The sequence below is a fragment of the Pseudomonas sp. B13(2017) genome (assembly GCF_002113245.1).
Taxonomy (GTDB): Bacteria; Pseudomonadota; Gammaproteobacteria; order Pseudomonadales; family Pseudomonadaceae; genus Aquipseudomonas; species Aquipseudomonas putida_Z.
In genome coordinates this window covers 1-541 of the sequence record NZ_NEJX01000061.1, presented here as the reverse complement: position 1 = coordinate 541, position 541 = coordinate 1, and the positions used below count along the sequence as shown (strand labels likewise).

The 541-nt window shown below is 65.2% G+C and carries 1 pseudogene; it reads right to left on the bottom strand.

The annotated features are described in order from the left end of the window. Nucleotides 1–541 (bottom strand): annotated as a pseudogene (locus tag CAG44_RS27390) (hypothetical protein); the annotation flags it as partial.

Genomic DNA, 541 nt, shown 5'->3' with positions numbered 1-541 from the left:
AAACGCCCGCTTGGCATAGTGCCGCGCATACAGATCGCCAACCTGGTCGATCATCGACTGCCAGTTTTTCAGTTCGCGGTCGTAATCGGCCTGGAACGCCGCGCGGGCGCGTTCGTCGTAACGCTCTTCCAGCCGCTCGCGGGCGTCCTGCTGCTTGCGCGCGGTGTTGCGTTCGGCCTGCGCGTCGATGTCCACCGGCGGCAGATACGCCTTGGCCGCGATTGGGCTGTCGTTCCACTGCTCGACCTGCCGGGCTTCCCGCTGCGCGTCCTCGGCACCCTGCACTGCCGCCATGGCAGCGTGCAATTCGCGGATGCCCAGTAGTGCTTGCGAGGTGAAGTACTCGAAGTGCCGATGCGGCTGTGCCCGCCATTCCTGCAGGGCTTGCACCCAGCCAGTGCGTTGCGCGTTGAGCTCCATGACCATGCCGACCGGGTCGGGCAGCGTCAGCGCCAGCAGGCCATTGGGCAGTTGTTCCTGCTGGATGACATTGCGCACATGCGTGCGGGTTTCATGCCAGCGGCCCAGGCGGCTGTAAAAG